Here is a 26,207-nt window from a genome sequence, read left to right as displayed (position 1 = left end):
GCTGCATTTTCTTCGTTCATCACTTTTTAAAAGAAAAAGGTGAGAGCAACAGGGAGCTGATAACGAACCAGCGTCTCTCTTGTTGCCAACCAGAGCGCTGTTCCATCGTGATTGAAGGCGAGAGCCTCGATGGGTTGGACGAGACCAGTAGACACCTGGTCTAGCACGCTTCCATCCTCGCAACAATAGAGCCGCAGTTTATTCTTCTCATCGATCGCTATCAATGATTTCCCACCGGGAGCGAAAACGAAGGGATAGAGATAGGAGGTTTCCTGATATGCCGACCAGAGCCGTTTGCCCGAAACCACTTCATAAGCCATCAGAAGTGCATTTTTCTCTAGGGCGAGATGAAAGACGACGATGCGGCTATCTGGGCTGAACGCCACATATCCCGTTAAATCACTGGGAATTGGACTGTCGCCCTGATCCAGATCTCTATGGAGCATGGAAAGCGTTACAGTTCTCCTGAACTGATCAGGGAGGGTGGCGTCGGATTCCTCGGGTGGTGGGCAGGGATGCTCGCCAGGATCAAGCTGCCATAGCGAGAGTGCTCCCCCGCCCTCAAACATAATGATCCCTGCCACGAAGCGGGAGGCGGCATCAAAGGCGAGAGCGGAAATGCTGTCGCCGCTGCCCCGGTAGTCGGCGGCCCGGCAACTACTCATCACTTCACCGCTCAAGCGATCAAAAAGGATGAGATGTTCTGCTGTGTTAGCAACCAGCCAGCAACCATCGGGAGAACATGCAGGGTTACAGACCGCGCAAAATTTCGTGGGGAAAGTGATCGTGCGGACGGTTGAGAAATCATGCCACTGGCATAGTTCAAGGATAGGTTCATCGAGATAATCACGAGGATCAATATGGACAAGGGCAAAGGTTCCATCGTCCAGCGGCGCGGAGAGTCCTGCTGAAGCGACGAAAAGTTGACCATTGGCCCTATAGCTGCATTCGCCCCAGGAAATGAAGCGTTGGAAAAGTGGAGTGGCAGGAGTTGTCGCCAGGGACCAGCGCGTGAGCCTATGAGAGCCACCCGCATGGGAGTGGACCAGGGTAAGCGCTTCGTGGCACGTGGGATGCAAATAGAAGAGCATGGATCTTCTCCTCTCAATAGTTGTAGATTTGAAACATTCGTACACTACATTCTTCTTCCACACCTGCCAAGAAGTGTCAATCACAGAATTAAATGGTTCATTCGCGCTATTTCCCTGTGTATAATGGGACTCGTGGAGTAATCTTTTTGCTGCTCATACCCCCAATGTTGGATTATGTTCTTTGAATTTGTTTGAATGAAAGGATGTTGTATTTGCCTCAGTTGTTAGCATTGGCGGGTGTATGGGCTATTGTTGTCATCAGTCCAGTCCCTGATTTCGTTATTCGGTTGTCACTGTCACTCGTTTTGCCATGCCTTCATTCTACACTATCTAAACGGATTTGATATGATCTCCTGCTCTTGGCTCCTCTCGATAGTGGACCGCTGGCCCAGCGTCATTAGATCGAGGTTGATCCTCCAGCCGTTTCCACTACGGGCGAGAAAATAAAATGGAGTATTGGGTTGCATCTGTCTTGAAATCGGGGGCAAGAAGGAAGAGGTGTGGCAAGCGCGAGAAGAACAGGGCTGAAAGTCTCGCAGCACATAGGCTCATACGACGGGACATCTTGTGTCTCGCCACAAACACGATTCCATCAAAGAAAGCTTCCCCAAACAGGACCGACCGTTGCTCCCCAACCAACAGACGCAGCAGGTCCGGCAGCACCCTCCCCATCGCAACCAGTGGAGCTTATGCTTCAGATCCTCTCCCGCTTCGGCTTGCCCTCCCTTGCTCCTAGTGACCTGTGACCAACTGGAGAGCCTCCCTGCTGAACAGCCTCTCCAATTCAGGCAGGATCGTGGAGGGTCTTAATGAACGGCATTTGGCTGGGAACGCTTGCTCAGAAAGAAGCACTCAGATAAAGGTGACGAGGAGAGCGCCAGACACGCCCTCCTCGCTCTCGGCTCAATCTTCGCTCTCGCCTCTCCCTTCAACGAGGGAGATCCCAAGCAGATGAGCCAGTTCCTTCGTCGTCTCAATCAGGTATCTAGCGACTTCCGGCTGAGTCAGATGAGACGCATGTTCCTCCTCAAAACACCATCTCAACATTCCTCACTATCAAGACAGACCGCTCCTCACCACCTGCTTGTCGTAGGTCGGAAGTCGCGCAGGAGGGCTAGTGATGGGTCGAGAGCTAGTGGTCAGCGGGAGTGAGCTATCCTGAGCATCCCTCTTCCTTCGTGATGATCGTTTTGCGCTCTCTCTGCTTTTCCTACCTTTTTTATTAAGTGTAACGGTTTTGCCGGATTCTCTCAAGAGCGACACCTCTCAGAGGTGGCACGCCAAACGGAGCAGAGCTGTCTCTCTGCGAGCCAGGGCCTCAGCCAGCATCATCGTTTCATTCAGAGGTGCTGTAGGAAGTCGCATCGCCCTTGCCGCTCACCTCTCGTCAAAGGCCGTCAACGTCGAAGAGAGGTGACACATTCCTCCTGAAAGATCAAACGTTGGTACATAGGATGAAGCGAAACCTGGCAAATTTAGAAAATTTCAAAATTTGTTGCTCCACGCTTCAGCAATCTCTTGCGTGATCTTCCAGCGGGAGTGAGCCATCCTGAGCATTCCTCTTGCTTCGTGCTGATCGGTTTGCTCTCTCTGTGCTCTTCCTGCTGTTTTTTTCTGGAGTGACCTCCTGTGCCAGTGTCCACCACGAGCTATCCTGTCTCGTGCGCTCCCTGCGTCGGGCAGGCCACTCCACGAACATAGGCCAAGACCACTGTGGGGCAACGATACGACCCATCTCGATAGACACCTCGTTCATTACGCCCATGAAATGATAGAAAGCTGTTTATGGACACAACGAGGAGAAACAACCATGCACGCCTCCTCTCAATGCCGAGAACATGACCCACCCAATGGCATAGCAATGCGAGAGACAGCACGTCTGTGTTACTCGATACGGTTCCAACCTGCTTCGTTTGAGGGAGCTTCCTTGCCAACAAGTCGTCTCAACAGAGCAACCTCTTCTCTTGCCTCTTTCAGCGCTCTTTGCATGTGTTGTATCTCTTCGGCTTCTTGCCGCAAGCGCTGGAGACGAGACAGCAAGTTATTAAGAGAGCCTGAGATCTGCCACAGTGCATTCTCTTGGGTCAGAGGAACACGTGCATTGAAGTCTCCATTTGCCACGCGTGCATGGGTTTCCACAATACTTTGAATGCTCAGATCTAACTGCTGCTTTTGTTCCGCAACCGTTTCTGCATTCTGGAGCACCAAATCATGTTCGAGTTTGGCAATCTCTTCGGCACGCTCTGCTCGAAGCAGCGCTTGTGTCGCTCCATGCACCCACAGAAAAGCCACTAGTGAGACAATGACCTGGCTGAGCACAATTGGAGTGACGATACCAGGAAAGGCGACTTTGAGGACTTCGTGTAACTCTCCTGAACTCGGCAAAAACCTCAAGACAGAGAATGCAAAAAGGCAATTTCCCGTAGCAATCACAAACACCCACCATGACGGCAGAAAGGAAACCGCGCACATTAATGGAAACACCAGAAGGCCAAAAATAGGGAGAGCGCTCGTGTTCACTCCCCCTGGAGTCGTGATAATATTGACAGTAGGGCTTGCAGTGAACGCAAGGACCACCAGGATTCCCGCCAGATTGCATCTTCCCAGGTGATTGAGGAACAGTGCCAATGCGAGGATAAAGAGATCGATAGTCAGGATCATCGCCAGCAACGAGTTCGATCCAGCAAAGGCCGCCGGATAGGAAATGAAGACCAGAATGAACAGGACAATACTAATCTGACTGCCAGTTCGTCCACGACGAAATACCTCCCGCTCTTCAAACGATGCCGACTCCCCTGGCTCAGGAGGGGAGGTCATCCGATACCACACGTGAAGCAGTCGAGCGATCCCTTCGTCGCTCATTTCCCGGGAAGGGAAAGAAGAAGCGGCTTGTGGCTCTTCTTGTGAAACCTCCCCAGGAAAAGTGGGCATGTTATTCATACTTGAACCTCTGTATTGAAACATATTTTTCACTGCTAGAGAGAGGTGCCATCTCATGAAGAAGGCAGAAAGACAAAGAGAAGAAGAGGATCAATGCATATTCCTGTTCTTGCAAAGACCGGATCTTCTCCCCTCTTCCTGTCGCTCTCCCCGTTTTCGGTGCTATTCCATTATAATTACCTTCATCGCCTGTAAATCACGCAGAATGCCTTCGATAGTTTCAGAAGGGACCATGAGCACATCCGCTATTTCTGCCGCGCTTCTTGCCCCATCGACTAATCCATAGACCAATGTATGCAAACGTTGCCAGGATTGCATCTGCCATTGCTCCACCACCATCGCCCTGCGTGGGCGAGGCGTCGTGTGTCTTCCCATCGTCTGGGAAGCAAAGCCAGGACGCCCAACAGGAGACACTGATGGAACAAAGGTCCAGTGGAGTCGTCCCAGACGCGCTAGTTCCTGATACGCTTTGTCTCCTGTGAGAAGAACACCGCGAAGACTCTTAATCGTACAGGAGACCACAGCTCCAGCTTCCAGCATGATATCGACGTGGCAAGGACCGCGTAGGCCAGGAACTCCTGACGGCAGATCAGTGTGGAGATGTCCCGTTTGTTTATGCTTTTGCATGATTTGCCGCATTGTTTTCAGATCGAGCGTGTACACTCCTCGCTCTCCATTCAAAAGATGGTGATAGAGAAAATTTCACAAAGAGAGTACAGTCACAGTCTCCATTTCCCCTCTCACGTCTCTTGTTGCTATTGAGGAATCCTCGCCGTATCTCTTGCTATCGAGAAGATTTCACCAATGACAACAATCTCGTCATCTTTTCATTGAGAACTGTAGATAACTGTACTCTAGAGCGTGTCTGTAGTTGCACTTGAATAGGTTTAGCAACGATTCTGCCTTTATAATAACAGAGGAAAGAGACAAACATCTATAAAGATTATATTAAAAAAATACTGCTGAGATACTGTGTTCACTCTCGCTTGTTCTCAGAATACACTATAACAAGTTTATTCTCACGAAGGAATTTAGAGCTTTTCACTCGCACAGAAGAACCATTTTCACTAGCAGTCGAGCAAGCATTCAATGTAGCAAAGAGCATGTTTTGACCAGGAAAAGGCACCATTTCATGCCAGGAGGAAGCTGCTCTCCTGGCATAAAAAACAATGATACAAAATGACATAATTTCTATAGTTTTACTCCAGGAGGCGTCTCCTGAGCAGTGTTTGAGCAATTGACTTTAAAGCTCGTCTATGGGTATACTTGGAGAGGGGGAAAGCAGAACGCAAGCCGTTGCGGTAATAAATCAGGAAAAGGAATATTTTTCGACCGAAACGGATCATATGCAGATGAAATCCTCTTTTCTCTTCTCTCCTTTTTTGAGAAACGCTGGCTTCTTTCCTGGAAGAGCGTGTGTCAACGTAGGACGTTTTTCTGTAGCTTCGTCGTACGTCCTGTCTACCTGCCGTAGAGTAGACATGTTGGTATGACCTTTGTGCGTCGCTGTTTCTCTCGTACCACATAACCAGTTGTAACGTCCCTTGTAGAATGCTCTCACCGTCGAAGACTAGAGACCGAAGCACAAGGCGAGCCTGGTTGGAGCCAGGAGAAAGAGAAAAACCAATGCGCCGCGTCGTTATCACAGGTATGGGTGTCGTGAGTCCGCTTGGCAACACGGTGGACGATTTTTGGGAGGGACTGGTTGCTGGGCGTTCTGGCGTCAAGTCGCTCAAGGATATCACGCACAGTGACCTCTTCGAGCATCTTGGGAGTGAGTTTGCCTCTCAGGTCATTGCAGAAGTGGAGCAGTTCGATGAAGCGCAGCAGTTGCCTGAGCCGATCCGTCAACGTGATCGTTGCGTGCAGTTTGCAGTGAGTGCAGCATTACAAGCTGTCCATGATGCACAGCTTGAGGGAGCATCAGCAATCATGCGTGATAATTGGGGCATCGCCTTTACCACCGCGATAGGAGCTGCACATACGACTGAGGCAAGCTATTGTCTGGCAACGCACAATGGAACCCAGGCGCTTGATCCAGAGAAGATCCCACCTGCATTCTATCTTGACTGGCTCTACCATACACCGGCAATGATGCTGGCGCACCTCTTAGAGGTGCATGGACCATGTGACACCATCACCGCAGCTTGTGCGAGCGGGGTAGATGTCATTGGACATGCCTATGAAATGATACAAGATGATGAGGCGACCCTCATGCTTGCCGTCGCCAGCGAAGCTCCCATGTCTCCAACGCGGTATGGGGGCTGTGACATTATTCGTTGCCTAGCCCGGGGCTTCAACGATCAACCACACCGCGCTTCACGCCCATTTGATAAGATGCGAAGCGGCTTTGTGATGGGGGAAGGGGCGGGAGCCTTTCTCCTTGAGGAGCGAGACCACGCTATTGCTCGTGGAGCGCCTATTTACGCCGAAATTACCGGCTTTGGCCTGACCAGCAATGCAACTCATATGATTAGCCTCAAGCCAACCACCTCTCCACACTTAACCAGAGCAATTCACCAGGCGATGAACGAGGCCGGAATCACTCCAGAAGCAATCCATTATATCAACCCTCACGCCAGTTCAACAAACCAGAACGATCAAACAGAGACGCGTGCCATCAAAGGTGCGCTTGGACACCATGCCTATGAGGTTCCTCTGAGTTCAACCAAATCAGAGCTTGGTCATGGTCTCTCAGCGGCAGGTTTCTTTGGGGCGATAGTCGCTACACTCAGCCTGACAAGAGGAATGATCCATCCAACCATCAACTACGAAGAGCCTGATCCCCTCTGCGATCTCGATTATGTCCCCAATCATGCTCGCCCCTTTACTGGAACAAATGCGCTCGTCATCACTAGTGGATTTTCTGGCACCCACGCCACGTTAGTCATGCAAAAAGCAGAGAGGTCTGTATGAGCCAACGAAGCGTTGCTATCACCGGAATTGGAACACTAACCCCGGCGGGAAGAGGAACGGATGCCCTCTGGAAAGGCATCTCTTCCGGTCACAGCTACCTTGCTCCCATTGACCCGGAAACGTATTTTGATCCATCCGGCTTTGCCTGTCAGGTAGCTGGTCAGGTGCCTGTCTTCAGTGAGCCACGTGTGCTGACGGACTCGCTGCTCGAACAAACGGATCGCTGCTCTCAAATGGCCTTAGTTGCTGTGCTTGATGCTCTTGATATGGCGAAGTTGCCAGGCGATTTTCGAGCAGCAAACTCACCTGTCTCCCCAGAACGTGTCTCCCTCACCGTCGCCTCCATCGCAGCAGGATGGACCTATGCCGAGCGCGAAATGCAAAAGATGTGGACACAAGGAGTGGAGACACTGAATCGGTATGGCATGACGGCGAGCTTCCCGGCTGGTCCTCAAGGGCACATCGGCATCTTCTTTGGAGTGCAAGGACGCATGCGCACATTTGTCTCTGAACGGGCCAGTGGTGCGCATGCGCTGATAGAAGGGGCCAAAGCGATAGTGCGGGGAGATGCAGAAATCGTCATTGCTGGTGGAACGGAAGCTCCACTCACCCCTCTGGTATGGGCGGCGTATCACTCGGCTCAGATGTTGCAACCAACGACTCAGCGCGAGAACGCAGCTCAGGCCGCTCACCTCTCAGCTCACCACCACTCCCGGATGCTGATTGGCGAAGGGAGTACCTTTCTTGTCCTGGAAGAGCGCAAGCATGCCAAGCAGCGAGGAGTTCCTATCCTGGCTGAGATTCGTGGATGGAGGAGAGGCACAGACCCGTCTCCTCTCGGTGAAGCAAGCAAACAGCTAGAAATGGGACGTATACGGGCCATTCGTGCGTGTTTAGCACAGGCCGATATTCACCCGGAAGCTGTTGATCTCCTCTTGCCTGCCGGTCCCGCTCTGCCAGAAGAGGATAGCGCAGAAGAGGCTGCTGTCAAGAAGATTTTTGACCGTCCTCTTCCCATGCTCATGCCTAAGACGATCCTGGGCCACTTGCAAGGGGCTGCCACAGCAACCGATGTCGCCATTGCAGTGTTGGCCTGTGATCGCCAGATGCTTCCTCTCACTGATGACATACGCTCTTCTTCTGAGAAGGCGAGCATCGGGAAACGCGCCGCATCTCCTCTCCACCATGCGCTGATCTTTGCCAGTGGATTAGGAGGAATGCATGGCAATCTGCTGATAAGCAAACCTGAGCAATGATCTCTCGTTGATCTTCCCCCGGTTTGATGGTTCTCCGCAGAAATGATGCTCAACAATACAAATAATGAACGCGGAACTCTCGTAAGAAGGGAACGAAGGGCGGTCCTTATGAGCAAGCCGTATCTGAAGAGGAATACACGTATGTTCCTCTTCAGGGCACATTTCATGGCAGAACATGTCAATGGCTGAGTACGATTTCTGCGGGAGATCCAGAATTCCAGGCACTAGACATGATTGTCACGACGAGGGATGGAGTCTTTGATGACTTCCCGACGACGAGAGCGGATTACTTCGCTTTGGTTGTTGAGGTCACAAGCAGTTCCATGTCTGACACGTTCTGCTTCACCCTCGATGAGGAGCAGCTTTTTCAGGAAAGTTTGTTCCGATGTGCAGAATTGAGGCGAATGTACAGATTTCAGGTTATTGGCTACTGAGATCGACGGCAAGTTGCTGTGATCGAAGCCGCCGATCTTCCCCAGACCGATGCTGCACTCAAATTGGCCCTCAAGTATCGTACCTGGTATCTGACGACCGCAACCCAGGAGACTTCAAAAAGCACGATCAAGGTGGAAGGGCAGATACCTGCACGCAAGCGTCGGAGGCGCAGATAAGAAGGAGCGCTCCGCTCCGCCTGCTAGAGCCAACGGGCCGCTACCGTGATGGTGCGTGCTGGCGAGCTGATGTATGCGTGTGACGCATGGATGGATGAGTATGTCCAAGAAGCAGAGCGAGGGAAGCAACAAGAGCCAGATGAATGGTGCAGGCCCTCTGTTGTGAGAGCCTGCTTGTTTAGTCAGGTGGGCGGTCCCACTGGATGCTAGCGAAGTTTGTGCCCTGTTGGAGTGTGAGTTCCATGATGAGCAGCCAGGGGATATTCCGTAGGTCAGCCCCCTGGAAGTTGGTAGCGAAAACAAAGGTTCCTGTCAGGTCGGCCCCCTGCAAGGCTGCTTCAAGAAGTGAGGCATAGCGCAGATCTGCCTTGCTCAGGTTCGCACTGAGCAGATTGGCATGGCTCAGATTGGCTTTATACAGGTTAGCATGGCTCAGGTTCGCTCTCAACAGATCTATACAGCGCAAGTTGGCGGCGAGCAGGTCGGCACTCTCCAAGTTGGCCTCGCGCAGATTGGCATGGCTCAGATTGGCTTGGATCAAATCGGCATGGCTCAGATTGGCTTGGATCAAATCGGCATGACTCAGATCAGGGCGTACATCCCGATCTCGCCTTCGCCAGCGGTTCCACGACGTGATTCCCTCCCTGAGTCGATCAACATGCTCCTGATTGCCCATCGGTTCCCTCCTTGCAGCATATATGCCCGTAGTATACTGGCACCTTCGCTGCAAGGCAAGCTGGGAGGGCCTGAGTTGCTAAAGTATGAGCGTTGGCAGCCTCTCGAAGCCGGGAAAGAGGAGGTTCCACTCCCAGAGCCTCTTTCTGCTCCATGGCAAGCAGTTCCTTGAGGTGAGTTTGCAATTCGTGGATGTTTTGCATGGGCGACGATGGCACTTGCTCGCTGTCGGATGGATCACCCCAAGATGCATCAGGGTGGAATGAGGTCGATCATGGACTTCCTATGTGGCCTCCTGTTCTTCGCTCCCCTCGATGGGAGTCTGCTGGCCCAGCGTCATCAGATCGAGATTCATCCTCCAGCCGTTTCCACTGCGAGCGAGAAAATAAAACGGAGTATTGTGTTGCAAGTGCCTTGAAATCGGGGGCAAGAAGCAAGAGGCGTGGCAAGAGCGGGAAGAGGTGAACCACTGCTGCTCTAGGAAACACGATGCTCTCGATTCATCTTCATGCCCTGCACGCGCTTGTTGCCGTTTGGGAAGCGTGACATCTCTTCGTCTATGACTATGAGTATCCCAGTATATGCGAATCCTCTATTGATGTAGTATACTAGGCAACATCAAGAAGGAAGGGCGTTTCTCTGGAAGCCGAGTGCTTCAGGCAAACAACTTCAGAAGGGGAATGGAATACCCTGTGCCGGAACGAAGGAGTGAGCAGGATCAATGGGTGATGAAGTGACAGGATCGTCACAAGGGGAGCAAACAGGGAAACGGCTCGCCGTCGTGGTCGGGGTCTATGGACAGCCTGCTCCCACACCAGAGGAGGCATCGCCGCCAGTCAAAAAGACGAGATCGCGCAAGAAGAGCGAAACGAAGACGCCTGCCACCCCTACGGAACAAGGAAGTGTGTCCCAGGCTGAATCAGGAGGAGAAGCTGCACCTGCACCTCCCAAACGTGGGCGGCTCAAGAAGAGTGTGGAAGTAGAGGCACGGGACGGCGAGACAGCAGCAAGACAGATGGATGCTGAAAGTCTCATCCCAAAGCCTCCACCGAAGCGCAAAGACGCGTCGGGGAACCAAAGCCCAAACGATATGCTGTTGGTGAACCAGAAGTCCAACCTCCCACATGAGGAGAGTATCTGTGGGATACCACAAACGGTATAGTCATTTCTTGGCTGGTGATCTGTAGTGGAGACTTATTTTTCAAGCGAGGGAGGGCCTAATTATGCGTGGGTATCTTTTGTTCCACTTTCATAGGAAGGTTCAAGGCTACGCTACTGATTATTTCCAATATGATCCATTTATATGGCACAATCCCTACATATTAAGCTTTTGTCATATGAACATGATTACTGGGAGGTATATCCAGAAATGTAATCATCCATCAGACATAGTCATTCTAGGTGTGACACGAGTAGGAGGACAATTTTGCTGCTCCCTTGTCTTTTACATAGGCGATAAAAGACCATTAAGCGTAGCAAGAGCGACTTTTCCCTTTGCAAAACACCATTTTGTAAAAGGGGAAAAAGGACATTATGCATATTATCATGCAGTTCCCGAACATTTTAGTCTTATTGCAGATATGGATCGCTCGTACATACCACAACCTGCCGTTCCAATTGAGGATATGGTTAATGCAGAACGGCAGCGTCTTTATCCAAAAAGATACCGACCATTATCTCAATCTTGGAAAAAGCGTAGAGGTTGGATACGTCTGGATCCTATTGATAGGCTGTTGACCTACGTGGATAATCACGCAAAGTACAAGCACTATGGTGCGCTGCCATTTTCCCCTTTACCTGTGTAAGTGATTTGCATGAGATGCTGAGGTATCAATTCTATTTTGTCCTGTGAAGGGTATTTTGCATACTTCCTGCATCATTTTACAGAAAATATTTCTTAATCTAAGACGCAAGGCAACCAGCATGAGCAAGCAACAAATGGCATCGCAACAACCTCAATCTAAAAACAGACGAGTCCGGCTTTCTATCTTGATCTATGGAGCCATTGCTGTTTTGACGATTGTTGTTGTGCTGGTGAGCTATTGGCTCTGGCAGCTCTGGGGGCTCAGTCTGTTGTCTACGGCAGTAGGCACTATTGGAGCCTTAATTGCCATTATTGCCCCGCTATATGGTTTTTTACTGCGATGGCACAAAGACTTCTCTGAAGAAAAACACTCTTCGTCGCCACCGCAAACAGAAACTCCACCAATGGCCTCCTCACTGCGAGAGATTGACAAACAAAAGAAACACTCCCCTGAGGTATGGAATGTTCCGTATCACCAATCTCCCTTTTTCACAGGACGAGAAAGCTTGCTCAAGCAGATCTACGACAATCTCACATCAGGGAAGACCACTGCATTGGCTCAACCGCAAACGATCAATGGGCTTGGTGGTGTAGGAAAAACGCAGTGTGCAGTAGAGTATGCCTATCGTCATCGCCAGGAGTATCGCTATGTTTTCTGGGTGAATGCAGCCAGCCGCGAGACGTTCATCGCCGATTATGTGACCATTGCTGCTCTCTTGAAGTTGCCAGAGTCAGGAGAGCCAGAACAAGCCAGGGTCATTGAACGCGTCAAAGGCTGGTTGGCTGAACACGATCTTTGGCTTCTCATCCTGGATAACGCCGATGATTTGAATATGGCTTACACCTTTTTGCCCACAACGGGGACCGGTCATATTCTCCTCACCACCCGCGAGCAGGCAGCGGGACCGCTTGCCAGAAGCATTGAAGTGAAAGAGATGGACATTGAAGAGGGAGCCGTTATGTTATTGCGGCGAACCAAATTACTTGCTCGCGATGCCTCCCTTGACCAAGCCAACCAGCAGGAACGAGAGCAAGCGAGAAATATTGTCCTGATGATGGGGGGACTGCCACTGGCACTGGATCAAGCAGGAGCATACATTGAGGAGAATGCATGCACGCTCGCCGAATATCTGGAAGCTTTTGAGCACAGGCAAGCCGATTTGTTACGGCGGCGAGGAAGATATGGAAGCGATCATCCAGACCCGGTAGCAACGAGTTGGTCCCTCTCGTTCGAGAAAGTTGAGCAGAACAATGCTTTAGCTTCTTCACTGCTGCGTTTCTGTGCTTTTCTTGCACCCGATGATATTCCCGAGGACATGATTGTGAAAGGAGCCATCAAGCTTGGTCCCGCACTGCAACCACTTGCCCACGACCCAACGTTGCTGCGTGAAGTCGTTGGAGAACTCAGCCGGTTTTCACTGATACGACGGAGTCCTGATCATCATACCCTCTCTATGCATCGGCTGGTGCAGGCGGTTCTCAAGAGTACGATGAGTCAGGATGAGCAACGCCACTGGGCAGAGTGGGCCATACAAACCGTCAGTTATGTTTTTCCTGTGGTGGAGCCGACGACATGGCCGCAATGTCAACGCTATCTGCCACATGCTCTTGTCTGCGCAGAACTGATCAAGCAGTGGCAGATAGAATCTATTGAAGGAGCATGGCTTCTCCATACAACAGGGAGGTACTTAAATGATCGCGCTCAATACGCTGAAGCCGAATCACTCCTCCAACGCGCTTTATACACCTATGAACACCTGCTTATCCTCGACCACCTCGATCCCACCACAAGCACGAAAAACTTGGCAGGTCCCTACTATGCTCGTGGTAGATATGAGCAAGCTGATCTCCTCTACCAAAGAGCTATTCACATCAAGGAACACGCACTTGCTCCTGATCATCCCAACACAGCCAGTGGCTTGAACAATCTGGCCCTGCTCTACCAGGACCAAGGCAAGTATGAGCAGGCCGAGTCACTCTTCCAGCGTGCCTTGCTGATCTACGAACACACATTTGGCCTGGATCATCTTGATACCGCTACCATTTTGAACAACCTGGCGCTTCTCTACCAGGATCAGAGCAAGTACGAGCAAGCCAGATCGCTTCTCCAACGAGCTTTACATCTCTATGAGCAGACACTTGGGCCGGATCACCCCAACACCGCTATGGGGCTGAACAATCTGGCGCTTCTCTACCAAGATCAGGGTAAGTACGAGCAGGCTGAACCACTCTTCCGGCTTGCCTTGCACATCTACGAACAGGCACTTGGCCCAACTCACTTGAATACTGCTATGAGCTTGAACAACTTAGCAAGGCTCTATCAAGATCAGGGTAAGTACGAGCAGGCTGAATCACTTTTCCAACGCGCCTTGCGGATCTATGAGCAGGCTGAAATCCTCTACGGAGAACATACACTTGGACCGGATCACCCTAACACGACTATGAGTTTGAACAACTTAGCGCTTCTCTATCAGGATCAGGGCAAGTATGAGCAAGCAGAAACCCTTTACAAACAGGTTCTTGCTCACAGGGAAAAATTGTTCGGTCCTGACCATCCCACGACACTGAGTACGTTAAAGCATCTGGATGAGCTGCAACAAGCATTGAAGCAACGGGAGGCAGGCAAGAATCCATAAATGACCTTGACTCCATTTGTAAGAGCCAACTTTTGATACCTTTACCTATCTTGAACTTTCTTTTTTTCTCCTCAATCTCATAATGCGGATAAGCAGAGAATGAACGCGTTTTTTGGTTTTCTTCTAATTTCATTCTGATTTCTTCAATAAGCGGTGGAAAATCATGGGATAATGCGTGTTGCGTATATAATCCTATTTGTCTCCCTTGTTCTCTCCCAGTACCTTTGTCCTTGACAACGATAGTGAAGATGCCATTGAGATCTATATCAAAAGTTACTTCGATTTGTGGTACACCTCGTGGTGCTGGCAAAATACTATACTGGACCCAGAAATTTGGTTCTCCGTCATCTTCTGTGCAAAAATCTCATCAACAGTATGCTGAAAAAAACGGATCTGCTCTGGAAGCGGACGGCGAAAGAGAGAAAGTTCTCATAAGCTCATCCTGCACAGAAGATGACGGAGAACCAGAAATTTGGTTCATCGCCACTTTTCGTGCCAGGGATTTTGCAATCCTGGTTCGTAGAAAAAGGAGAAGAGCAAAATGCTCGATAAACACTCACTGAAATGGAGTTCTCCTTTTTTCTTATGCTTCCTTTTTCTTTACCTGGCGTTGAGGTGCAAGAGATCTCCGATAGCGAGACCATCCTCACTATTACAGCTTGCGCTACCGCTCCAACAGCATGCTGTCCCACCTGTGGACAAGAGTCCCACCGGATTCATAGCTATTACACTCGTTGCCCTGCCGATCTGCCTATTAGCGGACAAACAGTTCGCTTGTTTTTACAAGTTTCGCTGCCAGAATCTCACCTGTCGGCAGCAAACGTTTGTGGAACCCTTGCCAGAAGTAGTTCCACGTTATGGAAGGCAGGCGAAACGACTACGAACCGTCCTCAAATTGTTTGCTATGATCCTACCCCGAATTGATAGAGTCAACAAAGCTGAGATATACTTTATCAAAGAAGGAAAGGGATCAGCATGGCAAAAGTTCAAAAAACCTACACGCGAGAGTTCAAAGAGGAGGCTGTGCGGCTTGCTCAAACCAGTGGCAAGCCCATCACGCAAGTCGCCCGCGAGCTGGGTATCTCGGACACCTCGATTCACCAATGGCGCAAGGAATTGACTCATCACGGGAAAGATGCGTTTCCAGGGAGTGGACATCAAACGCCGTTAGAAGAGGAAAATCGCCGCCTCAAACGCGAACTCGAAAGGGTCCAGCAGGAGCGGGATATATTAAAAAAATCAGTGAGCATCTTTTCGCGGGAATCCAAATAAAATATCAGTTCATCGAACAACACAAGCAAGAATTTCCCATCGTGGTCATGTGTCAAGTGCTTGGAATCTCGGAAAGCGGCTTTTATGCCTGGCGCAAGCGTTCCACCTGTCAGCGCCAACGAGAAGATGCTCAGCTGATTCAAGAGGTTTGGCAGGTCTTTGTGACCCATCGAGGCAGATATGGGAGTCCACGCATCCATGTTGAATTGAAGGACCAGGGGCGAAGAATCTCTCGCAAACGAGTGGCCCGACTCATGCGTGAGGCAGGAATAAGTGCTAGGCGCAAACGGCACCGCGTGCTCACTACCAGGAGAGATACTTCTCATCCAGTTGCTCCCAATGTCTTAAATCGTGAGTTTACAGCAATAGAACCGAACACCAAATGGACAACAGATATCACGTATATTCCTACGATGCAAGGTTGGCTCTACCTTGCTGTCATCTTGGACCTGTATTCGCGGGCTGTGGTGGGATGGTCCATGTCGGGCTGTTGTGATGAAGAACTGGTAGAAAATGCTTTGAAGATGGCTGTGCTCCGACGCCGCCCCAAAGCGGGACTGCTGCATCACAGTGATCGAGGCAGCCAATATACTTCACGAGCTTATCGTCTGAGGTTAGAGCAATCTGGGATCATGGCCAGCATGTCGCGCAAAGGCAATTGCTGGGATAATGCGGCGATGGAGTCCTTCTTCGGTTCTCTCAAAGAGGAATGCATGGGGAGTGACGTCTATTCATCCCATGAACAGGCTCGGCAAGCGCTTTTCGAGTATCTGGAAATCTACTATAACCGGCAAAGACGCCATTCCACTCTCGGCTATGTAAGTCCGCTCATGTATGAGCAACTCGGAAATCAGCAAACGAAACGAAACATTTGACGTAATATATTTACTAGGATAGAATAGAAACGTTAACGTGACGTGACGTAGAAACGTCTTCCATCCTCTCAGCTCCAAATCAGTGGAGACTCTACAAAAACGGATCTCCCGCAACTTTCGTGCTTCCAATACAACCCTGATTCGTAAAAAAGATAGAGGAACATTTTCGATCAAACATTGCTTCAAGGTGGTTATCTTGTCCCATATTCCCTTTCTGCTTCCAGGTTTTGAGATCCAGCAAACCACTCATATTGAGGGCATGCTGACCATTACTGCTGTCTCTACTAGTCAAACTGCCATTTGTCCTTCTTGTGGGAAGACGAGCAAGCGTCTTCATAGCTCTTACATGCGTTCACCTTATGATCTCCCGAGTAGTGGTCTCTCAGTACACCTCCAACTCTCCGTCAGGCGCTTTCGCTGTCAGAATGAAGACTGTCCTCGTCAGACGTTTGTGGAACGGTTGCCGGAACTGGTTGCAGTCTCAGCCCAGCGAACGGTGAGGCTGACTCGGCTCCTGTATGCCTTCTCTCTCGCTCTGAGCGGGGAAGCAGGGGCTCGTCTGCTCTTAGATGCTGGAATACTCACTAGTCCTGATACCCTTTTACGGCTGGTCAAAGGCGGCCAACTGCCCATTACAAAGACACCCAAGGCCATTGGCGTGGATGATTTTGCGCTCCGCCGTGGGCAAACGTATGGCACGATCATCGTTGATCTGTCCACGCATCGTCCAATCGATCTGCTCCCCGAGCGCACGGCTGAAACCCTTTCCCAGTGGCTGGTAGAGCATCCCGGCATCGAATTTATCAGTCGAGATCGATCCAGTGAATATATGCGCGGGGCAACAGAAGGCGCTCCACAGGCCCAACAAGTGCTCGATCGGTGGCACGTGCTCAAAAATGTCCGCGAAGTAGTCCAGCGCATTGTCAACCGAAATCATGCCAGCTTGAAGCAGCGCCAAAAAGACGCTGGAGTCATTGTTCGTGCGCGGTACAAGAAAAAGCGTAGTAGCAGCGAAATTGCCGCTTCCCAGGTAGCTCGCTTACGGCGTCAAGCATGGTATGAAGAGGTGGTGGAACTTTACCGACAAGGCAATAGTATTGCCGCCATTGCGCAGCAACTCCAGATGAGTCCAACGACCGTCCGCAAATTCGTCTACGCGGGAGCCTTCCCAGAACGATCGGCTCACAGAAGTCGGCGCATCGTTCGACTGGAGCCGTACCTTCCGTATCTAGAACAACGTGTGCAGGAAGGATGTGAGAATGCCAGCTTGCTCTGGCAGGAGATTTGCCAACAAGGATTTACTCATGGATACAAAGTGGTCAACACCTGGCTGCGAGAGTATCTGGAGAAACCGGGACGCAACTCTTCGCAACAGGAAATAGCTAAACGTCAGGCATTCTTCGATGTTGTGCAGGCAGAACAAGGAGTGGTTTTCTCGACAGAAGAGATGATGGAAACAGCACAAGGAGAGAGCCTGTCTCTGGTGGTTGAGCCATTAGAGTCTCCTCGACATCTCACTTGGCTGCTGTTACGTGATCCTGGCAGTCTCAATGTGCAAGAACAACAGAAGCTTGCCTTTCTTCGTGAGGTAGAAGCTCTCAATACCACTTATGAACTGGTACAACGGTTTTTCGAGATGGTACGAGAACAACAAGCTGATCTCTTGGATAACTGGCTACAAGCATGTGAGAAGAGCAAGGTCCCTGATCTGCAGACCTTTGCTGAAGGCTTGAAAAGAGAATATTCTGCGATGAAAGGCGCTCTTCAATTTTCTTACAGTAATGGACCTGTTGAAGGGCAGGTCAATAAACTTAAATACGTCAAGCGCAGCATGTATGGCCGTGAAAAGTTTGCCTTGTTACACCAACGATTTTTACAAGCTGCCTAACCGAGCACGAAAGTTGCGGGAGATCCACAAAAACGGGTCAAGGTCAACCTGTTGTGATGAAGAGTTGGTAGCAAACGCATTGAAGATGGCTGTGCTCCGACGCCGCCCCAAAGCGGGGCTGCTGCATCACAGTGATCGAGGGTGCCAATACACGAGCCGGGCCTATCGCCGACAACTTGAGCAAATGGGAATGGTAGTAAGTATGTCTCGGAAAGGCAATTGTTGGGATAACGCAGCGATGGAATCCTTCTTCGGTTCACTTAAAGAGGAATGCATGGGCAGCAGCATTTATTCGTCTCAAGAGCAAGCTAGACGCTCGCTCTTTGTGTACTTGGAAGTCTACTATAATCGGCAAAGACGACATTCCACTCTCGGCTATGTAAGTCCGCTCATATACGAGCAAATTTGAGATCAGCGTACATGACGTACTGTTTGACGTAGTATATTTACTCTGGTAGAATAGCAACGTCAACGTGACGTCACGTCAAAACGTCTTCCATCCTCTCAGCTCCAAATCGTTGGAGGCTCTACGAAAACGGGTCAAGGTCACAGACCACTTCTCGCCACGTGCTTGCAGCAGGTAGGAAGTCGCGCAAGAGGGCTAGTGACGCGTCGAGAACACGTGGGCAGCGATGGGGAGCGCTCCTTAGATTCCTCTTCCTTACTTGTGACTACAGAGATAACCATATAACTCATAAGTGGATAAGAACGCTTGTGTATAACGACCCAAATTTGTTGATGCATTCTATGGCTATACGAATAACAAACAGGGACTTGATCTTTTTTCAGCCCTTGTCACCTTGGTCGCCTTGACGATGCTCCCTGTGACAAAGCCTGCTACAAGAGGAACAGGTTATTCCTCTTCATTTGCTCGCTTCACTGAGAGCGGCCCTCCTTTCCGCTCACGCTGCCTCCACCGGTTCGCAGCTTCACATCCACTTTCCTTCTGCCGAAAAGAGGCCTCGCTTCTCGTTCGACACTCCGACTTGTCTCTTTCTCCTTTCAGCAGGTCTCACTTCACGCTCATCCATCACAGCAGAGGGAAAGCGAGCCCAACGAGGCTCCTCATCTCCTCCTCTCATATTGTTCGGACTCCCACCAGAGATTGGCGCATTTTCTCCCGCTAATCCCTCGACAACGTATCTTAAAGAACGAGATACCTGTGAATGTAACATTCACCCGGTCCCACGAAAACAGCGACCGCACAGATACAGTTTCCATGCACGTGCGAGCGATTCATTGTTCTGATATGGAGTGGGAAGAGATGCCTAAGATCTCCTCGTACTGCTCCAGCAATTCTAGGAACGTTATCTGTCCCAGATGGTGTTTGTAGCGCAACATGCACATCTCCTTATAGGTTTCCTCAGTCAAGGGACGCAGGGTCGCCATTGGTAGCCTCGCGCCCCCTTGCGGGGATGCCAGAACAGTATCACTCTGGGCAAGAAACAGGGAAACATCCTCCTTGGTCAGCCCAACGAGTGGATCAATGAAAGCAAACAGCGGGTCAAGCCATACAAAGAGATCATCACCCATAGCGCTCTCCTACGATGACGCCCCCGCTTTGTACGCGGAGAGAATGCCATCAAGTTTTTGACCAGTAAGAAAGTGGAGAGATTCAATCACAGGCTCGTCACTGTGCGGTAAATGAAAGGTCGCTTCGTCAAACTCCTGGAGAAACGAACAACAGCCATTCTGCACGGCCTGTCGGACGGCTTTCAAGTTTCTTCCTCTGATCTCAACAGCCAGAAAGCTGTACAGAAGGGTCAAAGCGGTGTCCTCATCGATACGAAACACGGCCCCCAGGAAGAACCGGGATTGTGGAGACTGTGAGGGCTGGGAGACGCAACGGAATTCTGTGTACGGGCATGGCTTGTCTGCCGTGTCGAATGCCTCGTAGGGCTTCTTCTTCCCATTGTGCCTCTCTTGAGTGGCGAAGCTCCTGTGCGATGGAGCGATGCTAAGGGGGAATGTGTCTTGCTGCATGTCATGATACCTCCCTTTTCAGTGTGTTCTTTCATCATGGTGTAATCTGTGCTTGCTTTCCTAAGCACGTGAGCGGAAGAGCTTCTCCAACTTCGGTTTCTAAAGATGATCTCCTGCTCGCTTTGCAGGCATTATGCCCTTCGCTCTCTTTTCGGGATGCAGAACGCTTCTCACACGATATCTCCCAGATCTCTTGTCCAGCAACAGAGCTTTTCCACGAGTGCCAGGAGAGTGGCTCGTTCTTCTGCTTGAGAAGACATGAATTGCCCAAAACAAAGAGAAACGTCTCTCCATTTGTGAGAAGTCATTTCTCAGAGAAGAAAGAGCACAGTCCGATGGCGTAGCCCTCACGTATGGATCAATCGTGAATCGCTCGCAGGGACGGGAATTGACACAGGACGTGGCTGGAGTGGAGCAGGTTGCCCAGCACCTACTACATTGGAGAGAGAGAGACCTCCCCTGGGCTGGGTGGAAACAAGATGAATCGATAGCTGTATGCCCATGCTCACTCCTCTTTGTCGTTTAGCTTTTATACAACCGTATGACATGACGCCCTCTTGACAGTAAGATGAGGGAGAGGAGTGGCACGTGCGCTCGAAGCACACACGACCCACCCCTTCAGTTATCTCTGCACGTCCCATGTGATGCGGATCTCCTTAAAAGTATAGTGGGTGCTTGCCGTAAAGAAAAGGAGTACGTGTACCAAAACGTGAGAAGGATTCGGCTTGCGCAAACATTGCGTCCGATTGGGGTCTTCACATGACTCTCTGGTGAAGGCGCATACCACAAGCAGCGGCAGCACACATGGCTCATCCCTCAGTGCTCATCGGGAAACGGTTTGTTGTGCAGAGCAAAGTTAAAATAATTGTAACTTTGGACGCATGACCAACGCTGATCATGTTCTCCTCACCGTGTTGAGACCACCCAACACGCCTCTTGCCCCAAGCACTTCGGCAAATTTTGAAATTTTCAAAATTTGCCGAAGCGTTCTCTTCTTCTGTATGATAAGAGAAGAAAGAGAAAGGCAGGAGAAGAGGTGATGATCGACCAGCCGCGCCCGAACAGGTGCGTCTGCGCTTGCCGCTCTCGGCTTCCCACATCGAGCAGCAGTGGTCGCCTTTCGTGAACGATTCTAGGCTCCTTGCTATCCGTACATCAAAGGACATATAATCTATGGCATTCTGCGTTTTCCCGCTATGAGAGCGCTAATATTTTGTATGGAGCCAACAGGCAATAGTAAAGCAGCTTTGTGTGGGTAACGATAGTAGTAAGTTCAGTGTATCATGCATTACTTTATCCAGTACCTATGTTTCAATGAAAGTAGGATCAACCGATCCGAATGAGATAATCTACTAGGTCTTCTGTAAAATTGTATCTTTTAACATTGGTGTTATCCCAAATCCTTGTAATAAGGTTATGGTTGCATAGGATTGTGATTTTATCATCCAGGTTATCATGTTCTTCATAATGATACCTTAGAGGTTGATAGCCGCCCTCCATTCCATATTGCGATTTTACCCTTAATTTGAATTTTAGGCACTACCTGTGAGGCATATAGTGGCGGCAGATCTAGACCAGAGGCCAATTGAGAGCAAGCGGTCTGCATACAATCTCTCGACAATTTGTAGGATAGCGTGACAGTGATTCTGATTTACGCGGCATATCATGGCAGTGGGTCGTTGTGTGATATTTTTCTCTCCAAACCATCATACGGCATCTCGTTTTCGCAGCCACAATATGCTTCATATTGCCATCATATGCTTCACAGGGATTGTTTTTCTCTCCAAAATACGCTATGCTTGTGATGTATTCACTCTCTCGAATGTGTCCATCTCGTAGGTCGAGCCCTGTACCTTGCCCCAAACGTAGCGCGAAATGGTATTTGACAGGACGCCAGAGAGAGGCACCGTTGACCCACCAGAAGCTTACCACGAGGATGACGCCAGAAGCCTTTGAGCTGTGGTGTCGTGCGCTCGCACTTCCGTCAGCCACCCACGACTATCTCGCCACCATTCGTGGCAGACTTCCTGTTCGTCGTGTCAGTTCGCGTGCGGGCAATGTGAGCGGGACCTATCCGTCTCGAAAAATGGGCGTCACCATCCAATTTGAGAGCCACAAAGTGGAGTTGTGGGCTATCCTCGTTATGGATCAAGACCCAGAGGTGCTCGAATTTTTTGACCAGCCAGACACCTTCAAACTGTGCTATCCAGGCACACACACAGGAAAGATGCAGGGGCACTACTACACACCCGATTTTCTGGTTTTGCGTAAGGGATCTGTCTGTTTCGAAGAATGGAAAAGCGAGTCCGATTTACACCGTTTAGCCCAGCGTTCCCCCACCCGCTATCAACCAGTGGAAGGAGGAGGTTGGCGCTGTCCTCCAGCAGAAGAGGCCACTATCCCTCTGGGACTCCCCTTTCAGGTGCGATCTTCAGCGGAACTGGACCCGACCTACATCGACAACCTCATCTTTTTAGAGGACTACTTGAGTGTTCCTCTCACTGTCCCTGCGCAAGTGCATGCATACGTCTTGCAACGTATCCAGGAGATCCCCGGGCTGCCACTTGCGGCTCTGGTTGGCGATGGGTCAGGAGCCCGCCCTCATGATATCTACGCTCTGCTGGCCCAGAACTTGCTGTATGCTGATTTGTATGCGGCTCCCCTGATTGAACATCGGCACGTCCGTCTCTATCTCTCTGCTGACCAGGCACGAGCCTACGCGCACCGCTTACCCGCCACCCTCGCTTCCCGGGTGGGTAGCCCGTTGCCAGAAGTGACGCCTCCCTTGATCCCCAACACCCCGCTCTTGTGGGACGGACTGTGCTGGACCCTCATCAATCCAGGCGAGACGACCACGACCTTGTTATCAGAAAAAGGGCAGCCAGCCCAGATTCCTTCTTCCCTCTTTTTCCGTGCACTGGATACCGGGGAGATCAAGCCCCTGGGCGTTACCTCTGAGCTTCCCATTACGTCTCCCGAAGTAGATCGTCGCTTATCCCTGGCTAGTCCTGAGGATCTGCGCCAAGCCAATGAGCGATATGCCCAGGTTGTCGCCTATCTACAGGGGGAGAAGGAGACCTATGCAAAGACGCCGCCTCGCACCTTGCATCGTTGGGTAGCGCGCTGGCGTTCGGCAGAAGCAACGCTGGGCTGTGGGTATGTTGGCTTGCTCTCGCGCAAGGCAGCCCAGGGCAATCGGACGCCCAAAGCCCCAACCGAACCGCGTGAATTGATGGATACGTTCATTACTGAGCTTTTTGAGACGCCCCGGAAGGCTCCCGCTGCCGCCGTGTATCGCGCCTACGAACAAGAATGCAAGAAGCGCAACTTCACGGCGCTTTCTGCTCGTGCCTTCTATGACCGCATCAAAGAGCGATCCGGGCCTGAGCAAACGGAAGCCAGGGAGGGTGCGCGTGCTGCGTACCGCGAACGGCCCTGGTATTGGGAACTCCAACACGATACACCCCGGCATGGCCGTCGCCCGTTCGAAATTGTCCACATCGATCATACCGAATTAGATATTGAGGTACGCTCTTCCTCCACTGGTCAACTTCTGGGCAAGCCCTGGGTCACGTTCATGATGGATGCCTACTCCCGGCGCCTCCTTGCCGCCTACCTGACCTTCGACCCTCCCTCCTATCGCTCCGTGATGATGGTACTGCGCATTTGCGTGCAGCGCTTTGAGCGTTTTCCTCAGTCCATCATCGTTGATGGAGGAAAGGAATTTCACAGCGTCTACTTTGAGAGCTTGCTGGCGCAATATCGTTGCACCAAGAAGTACCGCCCGTGGGCACAGCCACACTTTGGGTCGGTCATCGAGAGACTCTTCAACACGACGAACGAACAATTCGTCTACTCGCTGCTTGGCAACACACAGGCGGCCAAACGCGCACGCCTGATGACCAGGGCTGTTGACCCACGCGAGCACGCCCTCTGGACGCTCCCTGATCTCTACACGTACCTGGTCGAATATCTCTATGTGATCTATGACCAGAATGAGCACAGCAGTCTGGGGATGTCTCCCCAGGCGGCGTACCTGTGGGGTATGCGGCAGGGCGGTGAGCGAGAGCATGTTCGCGTAGCCTACACTGATCGCTTTTTGAAAGAAACCTGTCCCACAACGGCCAAAGGGACAGCTATGATCCAGAAGGGCAGTGGGATCAAGGTGAACCATTTTTACTACTGGAACAATGCGTTTCGCAGTGGAGAAGTCGTGAAAACCTCTGTTCCGATCAGATTCGACCCCTTTGATATCTCTACGGTCTACGCGCAGGTCCAGGGCCAGTGGCTCACCTGTCGCTCGTCGTATGTGACATTGGAAGGACACACGGAGCGGGAACTCTTTCTTGCCACGCAAGAACTGCGTCAAAGCGCCAGACGAGATGGCAAACGTGCAGAAATCTCTGCTGCTCGCTTGGCGGAGCATATGAGCAAAGCAGGAACTCATGAGGAATTGCTCCGGCAGCGCTGGAGCGATTTGGAAGGGAAAAAGGTGTTCGCTCTCATTGCTGGTCAATCTGGGCACCCGCAAACACTCGGTGGGATGATACCGCTGCCGGTAGTTCCGCCAGAAGCGGTCAAAGAGGTAGCTAAACTCGCTGCCCTCTCTCAACCAGTCGATGTGTCACGCTTGAAACGTTTGGGGGAGTATCGCTAATGGACCTACGCGATATTCACCATCTTTCCATTGAAGAGAGAAAAGCCCGGTTCCGACAGGTCACTGTCACGCATCATCTGTTGGAACAGACCCACCGCAAGATTATGCGGGCGGTACGTGAGCCAGCCGGGTTTACCTTCGTGCTCGTGTATGGTCCCACCGGGGTAGGGAAAAGCAAAATGATTGAAACCGTGGTCCGGCAGCTGGGTGAGGAGCTACGAGTCCCGTCCACTCCGGCGTTTCTTCGCCCTCGGCCACCTGTACCCACACCGATCCTGGTAATCGAGGCAGACCAACCAGATAGATCCGTCTTTGATCGCGGCGACTATTATCGCGCAGCACTCACGCTCATGGGAGAACCAACCTATCAGCAGCGCCTGCATATGGATATTCACGGCGAGGCGCAGCCAGTCAAACGGCGACCCTTGCGCGGCAAAGCGGCGGAGTCCAATGATTTGCCTGAACTAAAAGCGGCAACGAAAGAGGCCATGCCCCGACATGGGGTACAAGTGGTGATGATCGATGAAGCGCATCAGATGCTCTCCGGGGGCAGTGGGGCAAATGGTGCCACGCTCCAGGAACAGTTAGAGTGGCTCAAATCACTCAGTTCTACTGCACAGATTATCCACATCCTGGTGGGAACCTACGATTTGCTCAATGCTGGAAAACTCAATGGGCAGATCGGCAGACGCTGTTTGCCGGTCCACTTTTCGCGCTATCGGCTTGAACGGGAAGCAGATTGTTTGGAGTTCCAGTCTGCCCTGGTCTCACTGTTAGAACAAGTGCCGCTGCTCTGTGATGTGGAAGCCTTTGTCGGATCATATTGGGTGTATTTCTACGAGGGCTGTATTGGCGCTATCGGGGTCTTGAAGGATTGGTTGACGCGTGCGGTCTCCGCCGCCTTCGATGAAGGCCGGGAGACTCTCACGTTAGATTGTCTGCACGATCATATGCTGCCAACGGACATCTTACGGCAAATGGCCCTTGACGCCTCGGAAGGAGAGCAGAAGCTCGAACAAACGGAAAGCAATCGGGAGCATCTGTGGCGAATCTTGCAAGGGGGTGAACTGATTGCTCCTATCCCACCCCTTCCTCCATGCAAGTCCTCTCCATCATCAATGCCAGTTGATCCGCCAGAGCCACAGAAACGTAGTGGACCTCGAACATCTGACGCGCCAACTCCCACACCGGAGGTTGCAGAGCCGCCAGTTAAAAAGACGAGATCGCGCAAGAAGAGCGAAACGAATACGCTCATCACTCCTGCAGAGCAGGAAAGCACACAAGAGGCTTCCCCAGATGTTTCACCTGTCCCTGCCCCGCCTAAACGCGGGCGGCGCAAGAAGAGTGCGGAAGCGGAAGTGACATCAGGCGAGGCGCAGACCATCGCACCGGCTACGGTCGAGAACAAGGCTAAGGCAAAACAGGATGAGACCGAAGAAGCTCCCTCAAAACCGAAGCCAAAGCGCAGAAGATCCGTTGGAGAACCATCTCCTAAACGATATGCTGTCGGAGACGTAGCAAAAGATCATTCCCCATGAGAAAGGGAGCCTTCTGCTCTGACGTCGAGCTGATCATTTCTCTCGTCGAGATCGACAGGTGGTCC

17 protein-coding genes and 3 pseudogenes are annotated in these 26,207 nt (G+C 51.2%); 13 read left to right on the top strand and 7 right to left on the bottom strand.

The features are described 5' to 3' along the window. Positions 1–26: 26 nt before the first annotated feature. From K3T83_RS43705 to K3T83_RS43695, 3 genes are all read right to left on the bottom strand, one after another. Positions 27–1,091, bottom strand: a complete 1,065-nt coding sequence (locus K3T83_RS43705; RefSeq protein ID WP_220209434.1) for a WD40 repeat domain-containing protein — start codon at positions 1,089–1,091, stop codon at positions 27–29. A gap of 1,884 nt (positions 1,092–2,975) precedes the next feature. After that, on the bottom strand, positions 2,976–4,031 hold the full coding sequence (locus K3T83_RS43700) for a hypothetical protein (RefSeq protein ID WP_220209433.1): 1,056 nt from the start codon (positions 4,029–4,031) through the stop codon (positions 2,976–2,978). A 162-nt stretch (positions 4,032–4,193) separates the two neighbouring features. Next, positions 4,194–4,670 carry a hypothetical protein gene (locus K3T83_RS43695; RefSeq protein ID WP_505912370.1) on the bottom strand — a complete coding sequence of 159 codons (477 nt, stop codon included), beginning with the start codon at positions 4,668–4,670 and terminating at the stop codon, positions 4,194–4,196. Positions 4,671–5,657: 987 nt separating this feature from the next. Between K3T83_RS43695 and K3T83_RS43690 the strand changes: the two genes are divergently transcribed. From K3T83_RS43690 to K3T83_RS43680, 3 genes are all read left to right on the top strand, one after another. Next, complete coding sequence (locus K3T83_RS43690) at positions 5,658–6,947, top strand: beta-ketoacyl-[acyl-carrier-protein] synthase family protein (RefSeq protein WP_220209431.1); 1,290 nt, start codon at positions 5,658–5,660, stop codon at positions 6,945–6,947. Continuing rightward, on the top strand, positions 6,944–8,203 hold the full coding sequence (locus K3T83_RS43685; protein ID WP_220209430.1) for a beta-ketoacyl-[acyl-carrier-protein] synthase family protein: 1,260 nt from the start codon (positions 6,944–6,946) through the stop codon (positions 8,201–8,203). The genes K3T83_RS43690 and K3T83_RS43685 overlap by 4 nt, the downstream gene beginning before the upstream one ends. A gap of 452 nt (positions 8,204–8,655) precedes the next feature. Continuing rightward, positions 8,656–8,814 carry a hypothetical protein gene (locus K3T83_RS43680; protein WP_220209429.1) on the top strand — a complete coding sequence of 53 codons (159 nt, stop codon included), beginning with the start codon at positions 8,656–8,658 and terminating at the stop codon, positions 8,812–8,814. Between the two features lie 178 nt (positions 8,815–8,992). Here the strand turns inward: K3T83_RS43680 and K3T83_RS43675 are convergent, their stop codons facing one another. Further along, entirely contained in the window at positions 8,993–9,490 is a 498-nt protein-coding gene (locus K3T83_RS43675) for a pentapeptide repeat-containing protein (RefSeq protein WP_220209428.1), read from the bottom strand. Positions 9,491–9,763: 273 nt separating this feature from the next. On the opposite strand from K3T83_RS43675, the gene K3T83_RS43670 reads away from it, so the two are divergent. From K3T83_RS43670 to fxsT, 4 genes are all read left to right on the top strand, one after another. Next, a complete protein-coding gene (locus K3T83_RS43670) occupies positions 9,764–9,907 on the top strand; it encodes a hypothetical protein (RefSeq protein WP_220209427.1) in 144 nt (47 codons plus the stop codon). 303 nt (positions 9,908–10,210) lie between these two features. Beyond that, a complete protein-coding gene (locus K3T83_RS43665) occupies positions 10,211–10,651 on the top strand; it encodes a hypothetical protein (RefSeq protein ID WP_220209426.1) in 441 nt (146 codons plus the stop codon). 61 nt (positions 10,652–10,712) lie between these two features. Further along, positions 10,713–11,294 (top strand): hypothetical protein, encoded by a 582-nt coding sequence (locus K3T83_RS43660; RefSeq protein ID WP_220209425.1) that lies wholly within the window; start codon positions 10,713–10,715, stop codon positions 11,292–11,294. Positions 11,295–11,412: 118 nt separating this feature from the next. Further along, entirely contained in the window at positions 11,413–13,929 is a 2,517-nt protein-coding gene (gene fxsT / locus K3T83_RS43655; protein WP_220209424.1) for an FxSxx-COOH system tetratricopeptide repeat protein, read from the top strand. 115 nt (positions 13,930–14,044) lie between these two features. Here the strand turns inward: fxsT and K3T83_RS43650 are convergent. After that, a pseudogene (locus tag K3T83_RS43650) lies at positions 14,045–14,239 on the bottom strand (Hsp70 family protein); the annotation flags it as partial. Between the two features lie 254 nt (positions 14,240–14,493). Here K3T83_RS43650 and K3T83_RS58235 point away from each other — a divergent pair. From K3T83_RS58235 to K3T83_RS58230, 4 genes and pseudogenes are all read left to right on the top strand, one after another. Next, positions 14,494–14,853 carry a transposase family protein gene (locus tag K3T83_RS58235; protein WP_373324682.1) on the top strand — a complete coding sequence of 120 codons (360 nt, stop codon included), beginning with the start codon at positions 14,494–14,496 and terminating at the stop codon, positions 14,851–14,853. 51 nt (positions 14,854–14,904) lie between these two features. Beyond that, positions 14,905–16,076: pseudogene (locus K3T83_RS43640) on the top strand (IS3 family transposase). Positions 16,077–16,335: 259 nt separating this feature from the next. Then, entirely contained in the window at positions 16,336–17,964 is a 1,629-nt protein-coding gene (locus tag K3T83_RS43635; RefSeq protein ID WP_444544570.1) for an ISL3 family transposase, read from the top strand. A gap of 37 nt (positions 17,965–18,001) precedes the next feature. Next, positions 18,002–18,373: pseudogene (locus K3T83_RS58230) on the top strand (transposase); the annotation flags it as partial. 827 nt (positions 18,374–19,200) lie between these two features. Here K3T83_RS58230 and K3T83_RS43625 read toward each other — a convergent pair. After that, on the bottom strand, positions 19,201–19,497 hold the full coding sequence (locus tag K3T83_RS43625; protein ID WP_220209420.1) for a hypothetical protein: 297 nt from the start codon (positions 19,495–19,497) through the stop codon (positions 19,201–19,203). Positions 19,498–19,506: 9 nt separating this feature from the next. Beyond that, positions 19,507–19,947, bottom strand: coding sequence for a hypothetical protein (locus K3T83_RS43620; RefSeq protein ID WP_220209419.1), 441 nt, complete (start codon positions 19,945–19,947; stop codon positions 19,507–19,509). Positions 19,948–21,856: 1,909 nt separating this feature from the next. On the opposite strand from K3T83_RS43620, the gene K3T83_RS43615 reads away from it, so the two are divergent. Together K3T83_RS43615 and K3T83_RS43610 are read left to right on the top strand one after the other, a co-directional pair. After that, complete coding sequence (locus K3T83_RS43615) at positions 21,857–24,604, top strand: TnsB C-terminal domain-containing protein (RefSeq protein WP_220209418.1); 2,748 nt, start codon at positions 21,857–21,859, stop codon at positions 24,602–24,604. Then, positions 24,604–26,142, top strand: a complete 1,539-nt coding sequence (locus K3T83_RS43610; RefSeq protein ID WP_220209417.1) for an AAA family ATPase — start codon at positions 24,604–24,606, stop codon at positions 26,140–26,142. The genes K3T83_RS43615 and K3T83_RS43610 overlap by 1 nt, the downstream gene beginning before the upstream one ends. The last annotated feature ends 65 nt before the right edge of the window (positions 26,143–26,207 follow it).

This window comes from Reticulibacter mediterranei (genome assembly GCF_016587455.1).
The sequence above is the reverse complement of the archived record's forward strand: the minus strand, read 5'-3'. Positions and strand labels throughout refer to the sequence as shown.